This is a genomic window from Ramlibacter sp. (genome assembly GCF_041916345.1).
Lineage (GTDB): Bacteria > Pseudomonadota > Gammaproteobacteria > Burkholderiales > Burkholderiaceae_C > Ramlibacter.
In genome coordinates this window covers 1-15,215 of sequence record NZ_JAYRZR010000006.1, presented here as the reverse complement: position 1 = coordinate 15,215, position 15,215 = coordinate 1, and the positions used below count along the sequence as shown (strand labels likewise).

General features: G+C 70.8%; 17 protein-coding genes and 1 pseudogene. 11 read left to right on the top strand and 7 right to left on the bottom strand.

Annotation, left to right across the window (positions count from 1 at the left end):
- The first annotated feature begins 26 nt into the window (after positions 1-26).
- The 8 genes from ACE3T5_RS03030 to ACE3T5_RS02995 all read left to right on the top strand — a co-directional run bounded on the left by ACE3T5_RS03030 (position 27) and on the right by ACE3T5_RS02995 (position 7,895).
- Entirely contained in the window at positions 27-995 is a 969-nt protein-coding gene (locus tag ACE3T5_RS03030; protein ID WP_374664305.1) for a Bug family tripartite tricarboxylate transporter substrate binding protein, read from the top strand.
- Positions 996-1,092: 97 nt separating this feature from the next.
- Positions 1,093-1,773, top strand: a complete 681-nt coding sequence (locus ACE3T5_RS03025; RefSeq protein WP_374664303.1) for an RraA family protein — start codon at positions 1,093-1,095, stop codon at positions 1,771-1,773.
- Entirely contained in the window at positions 1,770-2,705 is a 936-nt protein-coding gene (locus ACE3T5_RS03020) for an NAD(P)-dependent oxidoreductase (protein WP_374664301.1), read from the top strand. Before ACE3T5_RS03025 ends, ACE3T5_RS03020 begins: the two co-directional genes overlap by 4 nt.
- Positions 2,706-2,718: 13 nt before the next feature.
- The gene (locus ACE3T5_RS03015; RefSeq protein WP_374664298.1) at positions 2,719-3,786 is read left to right on the top strand and encodes a cyclase family protein; all 1,068 of its coding nucleotides are present in this window, start codon (positions 2,719-2,721) and stop codon (positions 3,784-3,786) included.
- A 36-nt stretch (positions 3,787-3,822) separates the two neighbouring features.
- On the top strand, positions 3,823-4,797 hold the full coding sequence (locus tag ACE3T5_RS03010; protein WP_374664296.1) for a Bug family tripartite tricarboxylate transporter substrate binding protein: 975 nt from the start codon (positions 3,823-3,825) through the stop codon (positions 4,795-4,797).
- An 11-nt stretch (positions 4,798-4,808) separates the two neighbouring features.
- Entirely contained in the window at positions 4,809-5,819 is a 1,011-nt protein-coding gene (locus ACE3T5_RS03005) for a Bug family tripartite tricarboxylate transporter substrate binding protein (RefSeq protein ID WP_374664294.1), read from the top strand.
- A 39-nt stretch (positions 5,820-5,858) separates the two neighbouring features.
- A complete protein-coding gene (locus ACE3T5_RS03000; RefSeq protein WP_374664292.1) occupies positions 5,859-6,791 on the top strand; it encodes an SMP-30/gluconolactonase/LRE family protein in 933 nt (310 codons plus the stop codon).
- Between the two features lie 48 nt (positions 6,792-6,839).
- Positions 6,840-7,895: an MBL fold metallo-hydrolase gene (locus ACE3T5_RS02995; RefSeq protein WP_374664290.1), complete on the top strand. Its 1,056-nt coding sequence runs from the start codon at positions 6,840-6,842 to the stop codon at positions 7,893-7,895.
- A gap of 15 nt (positions 7,896-7,910) precedes the next feature.
- On the opposite strand, the gene ACE3T5_RS02990 is transcribed toward ACE3T5_RS02995, so the two are convergent.
- Together ACE3T5_RS02990 and ACE3T5_RS02985 are read right to left on the bottom strand one after the other, a co-directional pair.
- Positions 7,911-8,105, bottom strand: coding sequence for a hypothetical protein (locus ACE3T5_RS02990; protein WP_374664288.1), 195 nt, complete (start codon positions 8,103-8,105; stop codon positions 7,911-7,913).
- Positions 8,106-8,119: 14 nt separating this feature from the next.
- The gene (locus tag ACE3T5_RS02985) at positions 8,120-8,266 is read right to left on the bottom strand and encodes a hypothetical protein (RefSeq protein WP_374664286.1); all 147 of its coding nucleotides are present in this window, start codon (positions 8,264-8,266) and stop codon (positions 8,120-8,122) included.
- 194 nt (positions 8,267-8,460) lie between these two features.
- Here ACE3T5_RS02985 and ACE3T5_RS02980 point away from each other — a divergent pair, with 194 nt between their 5' ends.
- Positions 8,461-9,759 carry a UDP-N-acetylglucosamine 1-carboxyvinyltransferase gene (locus tag ACE3T5_RS02980; RefSeq protein WP_374664284.1) on the top strand — a complete coding sequence of 433 codons (1,299 nt, stop codon included), beginning with the start codon at positions 8,461-8,463 and terminating at the stop codon, positions 9,757-9,759.
- A gap of 14 nt (positions 9,760-9,773) precedes the next feature.
- On the opposite strand, the gene ACE3T5_RS02975 is transcribed toward ACE3T5_RS02980, so the two are convergent.
- Genes ACE3T5_RS02975 through ACE3T5_RS02960 form a run of 4 tightly spaced genes read right to left on the bottom strand, consistent with a single transcriptional unit; the run spans position 9,774 to position 13,751 of the window.
- On the bottom strand, positions 9,774-10,724 hold the full coding sequence (locus tag ACE3T5_RS02975) for a tripartite tricarboxylate transporter substrate binding protein (protein WP_374664282.1): 951 nt from the start codon (positions 10,722-10,724) through the stop codon (positions 9,774-9,776).
- Positions 10,721-12,118: a sensor histidine kinase N-terminal domain-containing protein gene (locus tag ACE3T5_RS02970; RefSeq protein WP_374664471.1), complete on the bottom strand. Its 1,398-nt coding sequence runs from the start codon at positions 12,116-12,118 to the stop codon at positions 10,721-10,723. The genes ACE3T5_RS02975 and ACE3T5_RS02970 overlap by 4 nt, the downstream gene beginning before the upstream one ends.
- Positions 12,099-12,764: a response regulator gene (locus tag ACE3T5_RS02965; protein WP_374664280.1), complete on the bottom strand. Its 666-nt coding sequence runs from the start codon at positions 12,762-12,764 to the stop codon at positions 12,099-12,101. Before ACE3T5_RS02965 ends, ACE3T5_RS02970 begins: the two co-directional genes overlap by 20 nt.
- A 12-nt stretch (positions 12,765-12,776) precedes the next feature.
- Complete coding sequence (locus tag ACE3T5_RS02960; protein WP_374664278.1) at positions 12,777-13,751, bottom strand: Bug family tripartite tricarboxylate transporter substrate binding protein; 975 nt, start codon at positions 13,749-13,751, stop codon at positions 12,777-12,779.
- A 127-nt stretch (positions 13,752-13,878) separates the two neighbouring features.
- Here ACE3T5_RS02960 and ACE3T5_RS02955 point away from each other — a divergent pair, with 127 nt between their 5' ends.
- A complete protein-coding gene (locus ACE3T5_RS02955) occupies positions 13,879-14,565 on the top strand; it encodes an ankyrin repeat domain-containing protein (RefSeq protein ID WP_374664276.1) in 687 nt (228 codons plus the stop codon).
- A 63-nt stretch (positions 14,566-14,628) separates the two neighbouring features.
- A complete protein-coding gene (locus ACE3T5_RS02950) occupies positions 14,629-14,904 on the top strand; it encodes a hypothetical protein (RefSeq protein ID WP_374664274.1) in 276 nt (91 codons plus the stop codon).
- A 207-nt stretch (positions 14,905-15,111) separates the two neighbouring features.
- Here ACE3T5_RS02950 and ACE3T5_RS02945 read toward each other — a convergent pair.
- Positions 15,112-15,215, bottom strand: a pseudogene (locus ACE3T5_RS02945) (electron transfer flavoprotein subunit alpha/FixB family protein); the annotation flags it as partial.

The following is a 15,215-nucleotide window of genomic DNA, read 5'->3' as shown; positions in this document are numbered from 1 at the left end:
AGGGCCGCTCATCCGGAGACAAGACCATGACCCTTTCCCGTCGTCACGCGCTGGCCCTGGCCGCCGCCCTGTTCACGGCCGCCGGCGTCCACGCGCAGGCCTGGCCGGCCAAGCCCGTTCGTCTGGTCGTGCCGTTCCCGGCCGGCGGCGGCACTGACACGATCGCCCGCGAGGTGACCAACAAGCTCGCCGGTTCGGGCTACACCTTCGTCATCGACAACAAGCCCGGCTCCGGCGGCAACCTGGGCGTGGACGCGGCTGCCAAGTCGCCAGCCGACGGCTACACGCTGGTGCTGGGCCAGACGAGCAACCTGGCCATCAACCCCACGCTGTACAGCAAGCTGCCCTATGACCCGGTGAAGGACCTCACGCCCGTGAGCCTAGTGGCCAGCTCGGCGCTGGTGATCGTGGCCAGCGCGGTGTCGCCCTTCCAGACGCTCGAAGACGTGGTGAAGGAAGCCAAGGCCAAGCCCGGCAGCATCAACTACGCCTCCTCCGGCAATGGCACGGTGGCGCACCTCGCGGCGGAGCTGTTCCAGCGCCAGGCCGGCGTGAAGCTCACGCACATTCCGTACAAGGGTGCGGCGCAAGGGGCCACCGATGTGATCAGCGGGCAGGTGCAGCTGTATGTCTCCTCGGTACCCACGCTCATCGGCCACATCAAGAGCGGCAAGATGCGCCCGATCGCCGTGACCTCGCTCAAGCGCGTGGATGACCTGCCGCAGGTGCCCACCATCGCCGAGTCCGGCTACAAGGGCTTCGACGCCGTCACCTGGTTTGGCATCCTCGGCCCCGCCAACCTGCCGAAGGAGGTGGTGGCGAAGCTCAATGCCGACATCAACAAGGCCCTCAAGGACACCGCCCTGCAGAAGAAGCTGGGCGACCAGGGCGCCGACGTGGCCGGCAGCACGCCCGAGGCCTTCGGCCAGCTGATCCGCGACGACATCGCCCGCTGGGGAAAGATCGTCAAGGAATCGGGCGCCAAGGTCGACTGATCCACCGCCCGGCACCGCCGCGCCACACCCACCGTGCAACCGCCCGCGCCGCACCGGCGCGCGGCCGGGCCGCGGCATGCCCAAATCAAGGAACCCCATGATCCCCGACATCCTGCGCGACACCCCGCGCCTTGATCCCGCCCTGGTGCGCCAGGCCGCCGAGTTCCAGGCCGCCATCCTGGCGGACGTGAATGGTCGCCGCGGCGCGCTGCACGGCCGCATCGCGCCGCTGCGCCCGCGCATGAAGCTGGCCGGCTCCGCCCTCACCGTCGAGGTGCGCCCCGGTGACAACCTGATGATCCACGCGGCCATCGCCATGGCGCAGCCGGGTGACGTGCTGGTGATCGACGGCAAGGGCGACCAGACCGCCGCGCTCATGGGCACGATCATGATGACCGCGTGCCAGAAGATCGGCGTGGCCGGCGTGGTGATCGATGGCGCCGCGCGTGACAGCGTGGAGATCGACGAGATGGACTATCCCGTCTTCTCCGTCGGCACCAATCCCAACGGTCCCACCAAGAACGTACCCGGCCGCGTGGGCCATCCCATCACCTGCGGTGGCGTGACGGTGCGCTCGGGCGATCTCGTGGTGGCCGATGCGGATGGCGTGGTGGTCATCGATCGTGAGCGCGTCGAGGCGCTGCTGCCGCTGGCCCGCAAGAAGGTGCAGGACGAAGCGAAACGCATCGCGCAGATCCAGCAGGGCGACGTGGCTGCGCCCTGGCTCGCGGCGGCCCTGCGCGCGGCCGGGGTACTGAAGGAAGGGGAGACGCTGTGAGCACGCGCGGCTGCGTCATCGTGACCGGGGCCGATCTGGCGTCGCAAGCACTCGATCTTCTGACGGGCTTCGACGTCGTCTACGCGGGCAAGACCCCGCAAGAGGCGGACTTGATCGCGCTGTGCCGCCGGCACGACCCAGTCGCCATCATCGTGCGCTATGGCCAGGTGGGCGCGGCCGTGATGGACGCGGCGCCTTCGCTGCGCGTGATCTCCAAGCATGGCAGCGGCACCGACACCATTGACAAGGTGGCCGCTGCGACACGCGGCATCGAGGTGCGCGCGGCCGTCGGTGCCAACGCCGCAGCAGTGGCGGAACAGGCGCTGGCGCTGCTGCTCGCCTGCGCGAAATCGGTCGTACATCTCAACGAGCGCATGCACGCCGGCCACTGGGACAAGGCCACGCACAAGAGCGTGGAGCTGAACGGCCGCACCATCGGCCTGGTGGGCCTGGGCGCCATCGGCCAGCGCTTCGCGCGCATGTGTGATGCGATGGGCATGCGGGTGCTGGGACATGACCCGTTCGCGCAGAACCTGCCGACCTTTATCGAGACCGTGGACCTGCCCACGCTCTGGCGCGAGTCTGACGCGATCTCGCTGCACTGCCCGCTGACCGCGGAGAACCGTCACCTGGTGAATGCGCAGACCCTTGCCGCGTGCAAGCGCGGCGTGATCCTGGTGAACACGGCGCGCGGCGGCCTGATCGACGAGGCCGCGCTGCTGCAGGCCGTGCACAGCGGCCAGGTGGCCAGCGCCGGCCTGGACAGCTTCGCGGTGGAGCCGATGACGGCGCCGCACCCCTTCCATGGCGAGCCGCGCATCATCCTGAGCCCGCACATCGGCGGCGTGACCGCCGACGCCTACATCCACATGGGCGTGGGCGCGGCGAGGAACGTGCTCGCGGTGCTGAACCCGGCGGCGCAGCCGGCCTGATCGCAGGCAAGCCATGACGCAGCGCTGGACGCACGCACCCGAGGGCAGCCACTGGGGCGAGTTCGGCCCCGATGACCGCCTGGGCCGCATGAACCTGGTCGATCCCGCCAAGGTGCGCCAGGGCGTGGCCGAGGTGCGCGAGGGCCGCACCTTCTGCCTCTCGCTGCCGCTCGACGTGCCGGGAGGCCGCGCGCTGAACGGCCGCCGCATGCCGCCGCGCCTGTACAGCACGCTGCGTGACGGGGCCAGTGCGGGCGTGCAGGGCTTCTGCTGGTCGTATGCATCCGAAGACCCTTTGCTGACCGATGTGGTCTGCGACGAGGTGCTGCTGATGAACACGCAGTACTCCACCCAGTGGGACGGCCTGGCGCACATCGGCAGCCGCTTCGACGCCGATGGCGATGGCGTGCCCGAGGCCGTGTTCTACAACGGCTTTCGCGCCGGTGACGACGTGCGGGCCGGCCCGCGCGACGACACGGCGCCGCAGGACTGGGCGCGCTATCCCGATCCGGACGCCAGTGCACTCGGGGTCGCCAACCTGGCCGTACATGGCGTGCAGGGCCGCGGCGTGCTGATCGACCTGGAGCACCACCTCGGCCGCCGCCGGCATGCCGTGGGCTACGACGACCTGATGCGCATCCTGGAGACGGACCAGGTGACAGTCGAACCCGGTGACATGGTGTGCCTGCACACGGGCTTTGCCGACACCCTGCTCGCCATGCAGCGCCAACCCGACGTGAAGCGTCTGCACGAAACGGGCAGCGGCCTCGATGGGGCGGATGCGAAGCTGCTGAACTGGATCACCGACGTGCGCCTGGCCTGCCTGGTGGCCGACAACCCCGCGGTCGAACTCGTGGCATCGGCCCCATTGGGCGGCGCCGCACCGATGCGTCGCCCGCGTCTGCCGCTGCACGAGCACTGCCTGTTCAAGAACGGCATCCACCTGGGTGAGTTGTGGTGGCTGACGCCGCTGGCGCAATGGCTGCGCGCGACAGGCCGCAGCCGCTTCCTGCTCACCGCGCCGCCGCTGCGCCTGCCGGGCGCGGCGGGTTCGCCCGTCACGCCGATCGCCACTGTCTGACATCCGCCAAGAACCCGCCCTCCTGAGGAAGACAACATGACCCGCAGACGCTTCAACACCCTCCTGGCCGCAGCCGCCCTGGGGCTGGCCGTCACGAGCCCCGCCGCCCTGGCGGCCTGGCCCGACGGCAAGCCGATCAGCATCGTCGTGCCCTATGCGCCGGGCGGCACCGCCGACGCGCTGGCCCGCCTGCTGGCCCAGCACCTCGGCCCCAAGCTCGGCACCTCCGCCATCGTCGTCAACAAGGCGGGCGCGAGCGGCATCATCGGCGAGCAGGCGGTGGCCCAGGCCGCGCCCGACGGACTGACCGTGCTGTACGACGCCACGCCGATGTCGATCAATCCGCACCTGCAGAAGCTGCCCTTCGACCCGGATAAGGACTTGCTGCCCGTCACCATGGTTGCTGTCACGCCGATGCTGCTGACGGTGCCGAAGAACTCGCCCCATGCCTCGGCACAGGACCTCGTGAAGGCCGCGAAGCAGGCGCCGGGCAAGCTCACCTTCGGCTCTGGCGGCCAGGGCACGGTGCAGTACATGGCGCCCGAGCTGTTCAACCAGGCGGCGGGCATCCAGATGCTGCACATCCCCTACAAGAGCGGCGGCCTCGCGATCACCGCGGCGATCGCGGGTGAGATTGACATGGGCTTCTTCAACTTGCCGGCCGCCAGCGGGCACGTGAAGGGCGGCACGCTGCGGCCCCTGGCCATTACCTCCGCCCAGCGCAACCCGCTGTTCCCCGATGTGCCCACCATCGCTGAAGTGATCGGCAAGCCCTATGAGGCCTACGAGTGGAACGGCGTGTTCGTGCCCAAGGGCACGTCGCCGGAGATCGTGAACCGGCTGTACACCCCGCTGCGCGACGTGCTGGCCCTGCCGGACGTGAAGGCGAAGTTTGACGGACTCGGCTCGCGCATCGTCGCCTCGCAGCCGGAGGAGTTCCGCAAGCACCTGGCCGCCGAGTCCGCGCGCTGGGCCGCGACGGTGAAGGCGGCGGGCATCAAGAAGGAATGAAGGAGACGGCCATGATCGATACCGTTGCATTCCATCGCGCTCTGCGTCGCCGGCTCGTTCCCGTGCTGGCCGCCGTGGCCTGCTGCGCAACGTTGCCCGCGGCGGCGCAGAACACCGCGGCCCCCTGGCCGGCGAAACCCATTCGTCTCGTCGTTGGCTTCGCGGCGGGCGGCCCGACCGACGTGGTGGCGCGGGCCTTCGCGGAGCATGCCGCCCGCGCGCTGGGGCAGCCCGTCATCGTCGACAACAAGCCCGGCGCCAACACCATCCTGGCGGCCGAGGCGGTGGCCCAGGCGCCGGCCGACGGCCACACGCTGCTGCTGGGCGCCACCAACCACACCATGATCCCGGCGCTGTACGCGGCGCGCGTGAAGTTCGACGCGGTGAAGTCGTTTGCGCCGGTGTGCACGCTGGCCAGCAGCCCCACCGTGCTGGTGGTCGGCCCGGCGATGCAGGCCCGCACCCTGGGCGCCTTCGTGCAGGCCGTGCGGGCCCAGCCGGGTGCGCGCACCTATGGCACGCCGGGCGTCGGCAGCTCGGGGCACTTCGCGACGGAGGAGTTCCTGCGCAGCCAGGGCCTCAGCATGAACCACGTGCCCTACAAGGGCGCGGCGCCCGTGGTCACGGACCTGATGGGCGGGCAGCTGGACAGCTCGCTCGCCACCCTGGGCTCCGTGCTCGCGCAGGTGGAGGCGGGCAAGCTGACGGCGCTGGCCATCGGCTCCAGCAAGCGCTCGGCGCTGCTGCCGCAGGTACCCACCTTCGCCGAGGCGGGCGTGCCCGGCTTCACGGCCGAGGCCTGGTACGGCCTGCTCGCGCCGGCCGGCACGCCCCCGGCGGTGCTGGATGCCCTGGAGAAGGTGGCGCGCCAGTTCGCGCAGTCGCCTGCCCTTACCAGCCGCCTGCAATCGCTCGGCCTGGAGCCGCAGTCCACCTGCCGTGATGCCTTCGGCGCGGGCATGGCGCGCGAGGTGGCCACGTACGGCCGCTTGGCGCAGGCGCTGCAGCTGAAGGTGGAATAGGCTTCCTGCCTGCGGACCACCCGGCCAGGACCCATCGCCATGTACTTCACCGAACCGCCCCGTGTGCGTGAACTTGAACTGTTCACCTCCATGCCCGATGCGTTCCGCCGCACCGGCGTGCGCAGCGCCTGGGCCGACGTGAACCAGGGCGGGCGGCTCGCCGACTCGTTCCTGGAAGGACCGGTGTTCGACGACGCCGGCCATCTGTACGTGACCGACATTCCCTTCGGGCGCGTGTTCCGCATCGATCCACAAGGCGCGTGGAGCCTCGTGTCTGAATGGGACGGCGAGCCGAACGGCATGAAGTTCCTCGCGCCAGGGCAGTTGCTCGTCACGGACTACAAGAACGGCCTGATGCTGCTGGACGTGGCGCGCGGCACGGTGCGCCCTTTCCTGGACCGCCGCAATGGCGAGCGGTTCAAGGGCGTGAACGACCTGGTGTTTGATTCGCGCGGCAACCTCTACTTCACCGACCAGGGACAGACGGGCCTGCACGATCCCACGGGCCGCGTGTACCGGCTCGCGCCCGATGGCCGGCTGGATCTGCTGCTGGCCAACATGCCCAGCCCCAACGGCATCGTGCTGTCGAACGACGAGCGCTTCCTGTTCGTCGCCGCCACGCCCGGCAACTGCGTGTGGCGCATGCCCTTGCTGCCTGATGGCAGCGTGTCGAAGGCCGGCCAGTTCTTCACGTCGCATGGGCCCAGCGGCCCGGACGGCCTGGCGATGGACGAGGCCGGCCGGCTGCTCGTGGCCAACCCGGGTCTGGGCGTCGTGTGGGTGCTGGACCGGCTTGCCGAGCCGGAGGTGGTGCTGCGCGGGCCACGTGGTGCCTCGCTCACCAACCTGGCGTTCGGCGGCGCGGACCGGCAGACGCTGTACTGCACGGATTCGACGCATGGCCAGGTGCTGATGGCCCGCATGGACGTGCCGGGCACGCGCCTGCACGCGGGCGCGTCATCCCAGGCGTGACGCCACGGCTCGCCCTCGAATGCTGGACATTTCACAGGAGACAAGACCATGAACACCTCGCATCGGGCCGTCCCATCCCGACTTGCCCGGTACCTGCTGCCAGCTGCCGCCGCGCTGGCGGCGCTGGGCTGCGCGCAGATGGCTGTGCAGCCTGCCGCATCGGAAGCCACGGTCGCGGCGCACGTCGCCGCGGCCACCACGGCGGCCGGCACTGACCTGAAGGCGCTGATCCGTCTGTGCCAGCCCGCGCCGTTGACGCGGCCCTCGTCGAACGATGCGGGTGCGCAGATCCGCGCCCTGATCGCGCGGCCCGCACCCGCGCCGGGCCGCGCGTTCGACAACCTGTACTACGTGGGTGGCGCGTGGGCCAGCGCCTGGGCGCTGAAGACCAGCGACGGGATCATCCTGCTGGACGCCCTGAACAACACGGCGGAGGCCCAGGCGCTGATCGAGGGCGGCATGCGCAAGCTGGGGCTGGACCCGGCGCAGATCCGCATCATCATCGTCACGCACGGGCACGGCGACCACTACGGCGGCGCGGCCTACCTGGCGCAGAAGTACGGCGCCCGCGTTGTGATGAGTGAGATCGACTGGCGCATGATGGAGACGAAGCTGGAGTTCGACTCGCCCGCCTGGGACCCGCCGCCGAAGCGCGGTCCGCGCGACATGGCCGTGAAGGATGGGGACGAGGTGAAGCTGGGCGACACCACGGTGTCGCTCCACCTGGCGCCAGGCCACACCTGGGGCACGCTGTCGCCGGTGTTCGATGTCACGAACAACGGCCAGCGTCACCGCGCGATGCTCTGGGGCGGCACGTCCTTCAACTTCGGCAACGACGTGCCGCGGATGCAGGCCTATGTGGACGCGACCGTCCGGCTGGACCAGCTGGCGCAGCAGCGCGGCGTGGATGTCATGCTGTCCAACCATCCCTCGTTCGACGGCACCATCACCAAGCTGCAACCGGCCGCAGCGGCCGGTCAGGGCCTGCCGGCGGACAACCGCTTCGTGATCGGCCCCGCCGCCGTGCGGCGCAGCCTGGCCGTGATGAACGGTTGCGCCCAGGCGCAGCGTGACCGGTATGTGCTGGCGGGGCGGGCGAAGTAGCGTGTAGGGCGCCCCTCAGCACCCATCCTTGCAACGGTACTGCAGCCCGGTGGCCATGCGAAAGGCCACCAGCCGGGTGCGCGGCACATGCCGCCCGCAGACGAAGCAGCTCATGGTGCCGCCATAGGGGCCGGGGAACTCGGTGCCGGCGGACTTGGATTCGTAACGCAGGCCGTTGGCCCGCACCTTGGTCTTGACGTCGCCGTTCATGGCGGGGCCCGGGCCTAGTTGGTGGGTTGCGGTGCCGCCGGCTCGGCAGGCACCGCGGGGGTATTGCGCAACGCCACCTTGCGGTCCTCCTTCTCCTGCTTCTTGCGCTTCTTCTCCAGTTCGCGCTGTCGCTTCTCGAAGGAGTAGTTGGGTTTGGCCATGGGGTGCTCTCCGGTTGTACAGGCCTGATGGCACCTGTGTTCGTGAGGCCCATGGTAGCCGATGCGGGCGGGGCCGCAAGTGGGGGCGCCGGCCGTCCGTCCGGGCGTGCCCGGCGGGCGGCGCGGAGACTTTCTTCCGCCCCCGGAACGAAGTCTCCCTGGCCTTCGGGCCGCGTGCTGCGCACCATGCGCGCATGTCCCATCTCATCGTCCACGGCGGCACGCCCCTGCGCGGCCGCATCACGCCCTCGGCCAACAAGAACGCGGTGCTGCCCATCCTGTGCGCGACCCTGCTCACCCGCGAGCCGGTGCGCCTGCATCGCGTGCCCGACATCACCGACGTGCGCCGCATCCTCGATCTGTTCCGGCAGATGGGCAGCCGGGTGGATGCCGACTTCGCCACCGGCACGCTGCTCGTGCAGCACCCGCTGCCGGCGGATCTGGACGCGGGGCCGCCCACCCTGCCCGAGGCCATGCGCAGCGGCATCCTGCTGGTGCCCGGCTTGCTGGCGCGCTTCGGCGCCGCGCGCATCGCGGGGGACGTGAAGGGCTGCACGCTCGGCGCGCGCGAGATCGATCCGCATGTGGATGTGTTCCAGTGCTTCGGCGCGGAGGTGAAGCGCTCGCCGTCCGAGGTGTGGCTGCAGGCGCCGAGGCCGCTGCACGCGTGCGACCACTGGACGGACTACGCCTCCGTCACCACCACCGAGAACTTCGTGCTGTGCGCCGCGCTGGCACGCGGCACCTCCACGCTCACCAACGCCGCGAGCGAGCCGCATGTGCAGGAGTTCTGCGCGTTCATGCAGCTGCTGGGCGCGCACATCCAGGGCGCCGGCACCTCGCGCCTCACCATCGAGGGCGTGGCCGCGCTGGGCGGCGGCGAGTTCACCTTCACCGAGGACTTCCATGAAGTGGTGACCTATCTCGCGCTGGGCGCCATCACCGGCGGGCAGGTGCGCGTGCGCAACGCGCAGCCGGCGCACTTTCCGCTGATCGACCGCACGTTTGCGCGCTTCGGCGTGCGGGTGATGCACGACGATGGCTGGTCCTGGACGGCTGCCGACGCGGGCCCCCTGCGCGTGCAGCCGCCCTTCACGCCGAACATGCTGCCCAAGGTGGAGGCCGCGCCCTGGCCCTACCTGCCAGCGGACCTGCTGCCCATCTTCGTGGCGCTGGGCGTGCGCGCCGAAGGCAGCATGCTGTTCTGGAACAAGGTGTACGACGGCGCGTTGGGCTGGACCTCGGAGCTGTCGAAGTTCGGTGCGCATGCGTTCCAGTCGGATCCGCACCGCGTGGTCACCTTCGGCGGCCGGCCGCTGCACGCGGCGGAGGTGGAGAGCCCCTACATCATCCGCGTGGCCATCGCGTTGCTGATGGTGGCGGCCAGCACGCCGGGCCGATCCGTCATCCGCAACGCCGACCCCGTGCGACGCGCGCATCCGCGCTTCGCGGAGAACCTGGTGAGCCTGGGGGCGGGCGTGGAGTGGGGGTAGCGCCTTGCGCGCGGCTATCGCACCCGCAGGTGCAGCCCCTTGGCCAGCTCACGCAGGTCGTTCACCTGCTGCTCGATGTGGGCGGTCAATGCCGGTCCGGCCAGGAAGTCGGGCGTCAGGCCTTCGCGCTGCAGCAGGGCCTGCGCCTGCGGTGAGGCCATGGCCCGCGTGAGCGCACGTGCCATTTCCGCATGGTCCCTGTCGCTCACGCCGGGGCCCATGTACAGGCCGCGCTGCGTACGCCAGACGAGATCGACTCCCTGTTCGCGCGCCGTCGGCAGCGCCGCGAGCGGCCCCTTCAGCCGCTGCGGCGCCAGCACCGCCAGCACGCGCAGGTGGCCGGCGTCGATGTCGGCGCGCGCCTCGCCCGCGTCGCCGCAGAACACGTCGACATGGCCGCCCCTGAGAGCCGCCAGCGCCTGGCCGCCGCCTTCGAAGGCCACGAAGCGCATGGCGCGATGATCGCTGCCCGCGGCCTTGACGAGCAGTGCGGCCTTCACCCAGTCCTGGCTGCCCACCGTGCCGCCCGCACCGAACACGGCCCCGGCGGCATTGCGGCGCAGCGCGCCGACCAGGTCGCCCAGGGTGCGCAGGCGCGAGTCGCGGCGCACGGCGATGACGCCCGGCTCCGCGCCCAGCACCGCGAGCCAGCGCACGTCACCCGCGCCATGCGGGCCGAACTTGCCCTGCGCCAGGTTCAGCAGCGAGCCGGTGGAGAACGCGACCACGGTCGCGGGGTCCGCCAGCCGCTGGGTGACGGCGCGGTCGAAGGCCACGGCGCCGATGCCGCCGGGCAGGTACTGGGTGCGCACGGGCGTGGGCCTCAGCAGCTCCTGCGTCACGCGGCAGGTGAGGTCGAACCCGCCACCCGGCTTGGCGGGCGCGATGCAGTCGATGGCGGGTGGCAGCGCCCAGGCGGCCGTTGCCGTCAGCCAGGCCGCGATCCAGATGCCCAGTGCCTTCATGCAAGTGTCTCCTCGGGCGGCCGGTGATCGGGCCACCAGATCGTCGCGCGCAGGCCGGTGCCGGTGTCAGGCCGTTCCAGGCGCAGCACGCCGCCGTGCCGCGCCGCCACCGAGCGCGCGATCGCCAGGCCCAGCCCGGAACCAGCGCCGCGCACGAACCGCGTGCCGGCCGCCGCGGCCACCTGGTCGGAAACGCCCGGGCCATCGTCCAGCACGGTCATGCTGGTCCCCATGGCGTCGCCAGCGCAGGACAGCGTGACGGTGCCGCCTTCGGGCACGTAGGCGATCGCATTCGCCAACAGGTTGACCAGCGCTTCATGCAGCAGCCCGCGGTCGCCGTGCGCGACGCAAGGCCCGCCCTCCACGCCCAGATCGATGCCCCTGGCGCGCGCGGACGCCACGAACGAGCGGGCGCACTCCTGCAGCAGGGCCAGGGCATCGAAGCGCTCGGCCGCCAGGGCGGCGCTGTCGCTGCGCGCCAGGCTCAGCAGCTGGTTGGTGCTGCGGGCGGCGCGCTGCAGTTCGATGCGCAGCGCCTCTACGGCCGCGCGCACGCGCCCGGCATCTTCCTCCGCGGCCGCGTAGTCGGCCTGCATGCGCAGCGTGGTGAGGTGCGTGCGCAGCTGGTGCGACGCATCGTCCAGGAACTGGCGCTGGTGCTGGGTCAGCTGCTCGACGCGCAGCATGTGCTGGTTCACGGCCTCCACCAGCGGCCGCACGTCGCCCGGCACGGCGTCGGTGGCGATGGGTTGCAGCTGCGCGGCGGCGCGACCCGACAGCTCGGCCGACAGCGTGCCGAGGGGGCGCAGCACGTAGGCGATGACGGCGGCGGCCGTGGCCAGCGTGAGCACCAGGAACAGCAGGTTGCCGATGGCCGCGCGGCGCACGAAGACACGGGTGAACTCCTGGCGCGACTGGTAGCTCTCGGCCACCTGGATCACCACCTGCCGGCGCGGCGCCTCCGGGCTGCGCGTCTCCAGCTCGCGCAGGTAGGCGGCCACGCGCACCGGCTCGCCGAAGTAGCTGCCGTCATAGATCTGCGGCACCTGCAGCTGCAGCGGCTGCGCGGGCCGCGGCAGATCCGCGCTGCCCAGCTCCACCAGGCCGTCGGCCGTGGCCACGCGAAAGTGCACCGGACCGCTGGCGGTGAGCTCGAAGAACTCGAACAGGCGATAGGGCAGCTCCACCGACAGCCCGCCCGACTCCGCGGAGATGCTGGCATCCACCGCCTTGAGCGCGCCGAGCAGGGAGCGGTCGTACGCGGCATTGGCGGCGCGATGCACGTCCTGCGTGGTGAGCAGATGCTCGATGCCGGCCAGCAGCAGCAGCGCCGGCACCAGCAGCAGGCCCAGGGCCCGCGCGAGCGACAGCCGCCTAAGCCTGGGCCAGCGCATAGCCAAGCCCGCGCAGTGTCTCGATGCGCACGCCGCTGCCGTCGAGCCGCTTGCGCAGGCGATGCACGATGACCTCCACCGCTTCGGGATGCACATCCTTCTCGTCGGCGACGACGCGGTCCAGGATCTGCTGCTTGGAGAGCGGTTCGCCCGCGTGCTCCAGCAGCACCTTCAGCACGCCGGCCTCGCGCGGGGACAGGGCGAGCGGCGCGCCGCCCAGGGTGAAGCGCCGGCTCGCGGGGTCGTGCTGCAGGGCGCCGCAGGCCAGGCGCGAGGCCGCGGTGCCATGGGCCCGCCGCACCAGGGCGTGCAGCCGTGCCTCCAGCTCGGCGAGCTCGAAGGGCTTGACCAGGAAGTCGTCTGCGCCGGCATGAAAGGCGCGCACCTTCTCGCCCACCGCGTCACGGGCCGTCAGCACCAGGGCCGGCGTGCGGCGGTCGCGGTCGCGCAGCTTGCGAAGCAGGTCCTGGCCGTCGATGTCGGGCAGGCCCAGGTCCAGCACCACGGCGTCATGCACCGCAGCGTCGAGCGAGGCGAGCGCCATCGCGGCGTTGTCGACCCAGTCCACCAGGATGCCGGCGCGCTCCAGCGCGCGCGCCAGCCAGGTGGCGAGCGCGCTCTCGTCTTCGACCAGCAGGATGCGCATGCTGCGCGCAGCTTACTCCGCCCGGATCTTCGCGCGGTCTACCACTGCCTTCCAGCGCTTCTGCTCGGCCGCGATGAACTGGGCGAACTGCGCGGGGCTGCTGCCCACCGCCTCGGCGGCGTCATGGGTGAGGCGTTCCATCGCGCTCGCGTTCTTCATGCCCTTGCTGGTCTCTGCCGCGAGCTTGTCGATGTGGGCCTGCGCCATGGACGAAGGCGCCAGCATGCCGTACCACTGCGTCATCTCGAAGCCGGGGAAGCCCTGTTCGGCGACGGTCGGCACGTCGGGCAGCTGCGGCAGCCGCTGGGTGGAGCCGGTGGCGATGCAGCGCAGCTTGCCGGCCTTGATGTGCGGCAGGATGGCCGAGGCACCGACGGAGGCCGCTTCCAGCCGGCCGGCCAGCAGGTCCGTGAGTTGCGGGCCCGTGCCGCGGTAGGGGATGTGCGTGATGAAGATGCCGCTGGCCATCTTGAGGTATTCCATCGCCAGGTGGCCGGCGCTGCCGTTGCCGGCAGAGCCGTAGTTCATCTGCGCCGGCTTCGCCTTCACCAGGGCCAAGAACTCCTTCAGGTCCTTCGCGGGCACGTTGGGGTGCACCACGTAGAGGCTCGGCACCTTGGCCAGCAGGCTGATGGGCTTGAAGTCCTTGTTGGCGTCGTACGGCAGCTTCGCGTACATATAGGGGTTGACGGCCAGCGTCCCGATGTGCCCCAGGATCAGCGTGTGCTGGTCGTCCGCGCGCGCCACTTCCTGCATGGCGATGTTGCCGGAGGCGCCCGGCTTGTTGTCCACGAAGACGTTCTGGCCGAGCGACTTGGTCAGCTCGCCCGCCGCCGAGCGGGCGATGATCTCCGAACTGCCGCCCGGCGCGAAGGGCACGACGAAGCGGATCGGCTTGTTCGGCCAGGCCTGGGCGCGGGCGGTGAAGGGCGCGGCGGCCAGCGCGGCCGTGCCGGCCACGAACTGCCGGCGTGAGAGTGCGGTCATGGTTGTCTCCTTGAGGTGCCGCACGGTACCGGCCGGGCGCTTTCAGATCGCTTTCAGTGGCGGCGGGTGTGCAGCCTAGGGTGAACGCGGAGCCGCCTGCGCGCCTGGGTGGGGCACCATCACCGACATGGGCCCTCTATCGTCACGCCGCTGGCTGCTGCTGGCGGCCTCCACCGCTTTCACCGTACCCGCCCGGTCGCAAGGCGCGGCGCCGCTGGTGGAGGCGGCGGGCGGTGGGCGCCTGGACGCGGCTCGGGCGCTGCTGCGGGCAGGCGCCGACATCGAGCAGCGGGATGCCAGCGGCCGGACTGCGGTGCTGGCCGCCACGGCGGGCCAGCATCTGGAGGTGGTGCGCGAGCTCATCGCGCGCGGCGCCAACGTGAACGCGCAGGACCACCAGCGCGACAGCGCCTTCCTGCTGGCCGGCGCGCGCGGCTACACCGAGATCGTGCGTGCCACGCTGGCGGCCGGCGCCGACCTGAAGAGCACCGACCGCTACGGCGGCACCGCGCTGATCCCGGCCTGCCACTACGGCCATGTGGAGACGGTACGCCTGCTGCTGACCACTGCCATCGACGTGAACCACGTCAACAACCTGGGCTGGACGGCGCTGCTGGAGGCGGTGATCCTGGGTGATGGCGGGCCGGCGCACACCGAGATCGTGCGGCTCCTGCTCGCGCGCGGGGCTGATGCGTCCATTGCGGACCGGGATGGCGTGACGCCGCTGGCGCATGCGCAGCGGCGCGGGCAGCGGGCGGTGGCGGAGTTGCTGGTCGCGCACGCCGGCGCAGCGGCTTCGCCTGTGCGCCGGTGATGCAGGCTCTGGCGTTGTCCAGGATGGACAGCTACGCTCTCCCATCAATACGCACTCTTCCACATGTCCGACCCTGAACCAGGCTTGCTGCTCCAGTTCCCCGCGCGCGACACGCAGCATGGCGTGACGCGGAAGACGGTCAAAGCCATGGCCAAGCGCTTCGACCTCTCGGAGACCGAGATCGTGCACATCGCACTGGCGCGCCTAGCAGAGGAGGGGCTGCCCGCCTATGCACCCGATCACGGGCCACTGACGGCGCGACAGGTGCGGCGTGTGCAGAAAGTGGCCGCCGCCGCAATGCCCAAGGGCAAGGTGCAGGGCAAGCAGTCCTTGCTCTGACTAGCAGGTGCGACTCTGGCGCCGGCGAGGGTCAGGGTGCTGCCAGGCGCAGCAGATCGAGCGCCCGAAGGGCGCCCTACGCGATGGCTTCCGTTGGAAGCACCCAAGCGCATGGGCCAGCACTTGCGGCGTGGTCTCGGCGCCTGCCTCTCCGTAGGCTGGGGTGGAGCGACGGCGCAACCCCAGCGATCACAGCGCTCGCGCGCCTCAGAGCTTCTCGATCAGCTCCGGCACGGCCGTGAACAGATCCGCCTCCAGCCCGTAGTCGGCCACGCTGAAGATCGGCGCTTCCGGATCCTTGTTGATCGCCA